This window comes from Methylophaga sp. UBA5088, assembly GCF_002414625.1.
In the GTDB taxonomy this organism is placed as follows: Bacteria; Pseudomonadota; Gammaproteobacteria; order Nitrosococcales; family Methylophagaceae; genus Methylophaga; species Methylophaga marina.
In genome coordinates this window covers 37705-38941 of record NZ_DIAC01000049.1, presented here as the reverse complement: position 1 = coordinate 38941, position 1237 = coordinate 37705, and the positions used below count along the sequence as shown (strand labels likewise).

Here is a 1237-nt window from a genome sequence, read left to right as displayed (position 1 = left end):
GAAGCTATGCCAGATAAACCTGCATATATAATTCAAACACTTAGTCAGATATACTTCATCAATCGTGTCGTTTTGACCTATAGAATATTAGGTCATATTGACCTACTCATGTTTTTATAACCTGATTAAAAAGAACAACACAATGTCATTAAATAGCCATCACCTTTTAGTGGAAGTCGCGCTGGACTTAGCCAATAGTTTGAATACCGGAGATCGGTTTGATCGTCTGTTAGGTTCAATCCGAAAGGCCATTGCCTGTGACGCGGTGGTGTTACTCGGCTTTCGTGATGGCATGCTGACACCGCTAGCCATGCAGGGATTATCGTCAGATGTATTAGGCAGGCGCTTTTTAATTGCAGAACACCCCAGGCTGCAACGAATTTGTGACTCAAACAAACCCCTGCTATTTGCTAACGACTGTGACTTGCCCGACCCCTATGATGGTTTGTTGGTCTCTCAATTAGGTAACTTACCGATTCATTCCTGCATGGGCTTACCCCTGTATTCAGACAATCAGCTTATTGGTGTTGTCACTTTAGATAGCTTTAAACCATATGCTTTTGATGACATCGAATTAAAAACGCTGGAATTAATCACGGCCTTATCCGCTGCTACCTTAAAAACAGCCTTGGAGTTCAAGAAGCTAGAACTCAGTGCCCATCATGCTCAGGAAGTCGTCAAAGAATTAACCCAGGAAGCCTTGTTAAAAGACGGCGGCGAGATTATTGGGCAAAGCCCAGTCATGCAAACACTGAAAAACAATATCGAACTGGTGTCTGGTTCCAATTTTACGGTGCTGATCACTGGTGAAACGGGGGTAGGTAAAGAGCTGGTTGCCAGGAAAATTCATCAACTTTCAGATCGTAAAACGGCTCCACTGGTGTATTTGAACTGTGCATCCCTGCCAGAGTCGCTGGTTGAAAGTGAGTTATTCGGCCACACTAAAGGCGCCTTTACCGGTGCAGATAAAGCACGGGCCGGTAAATTTCAGTTGGCGAATGGCGGCACGCTTTTTCTTGATGAGGTAGGTGAGCTACCGCTCAGCACACAGAGCAAATTATTACGGGTATTGCAGTCGGGCGAGATTCAACCTGTCGGCCAAGATAAAGTCGAACATGTGGATGTACGGATTATTGCTGCCACTAATAGAAATCTGGAAAAAGAAGTCGAGAATGAACAGTTCCGTTCCGACCTTTATCATCGTCTGATGGTGTACCCCATTCAGCTTCCCAGCCTG

1 protein-coding gene is annotated in these 1237 nt (G+C 44.9%); it reads left to right on the top strand.

The window, feature by feature from the left end; all coding sequences use genetic code 11:
• Positions 1-142: 142 nt before the first annotated feature.
• The coding region (gene norR / locus B4K20_RS06765; protein ID WP_289282347.1) for a nitric oxide reductase transcriptional regulator NorR at positions 143-1237 on the top strand (1095 nt) is incomplete at its 3' end.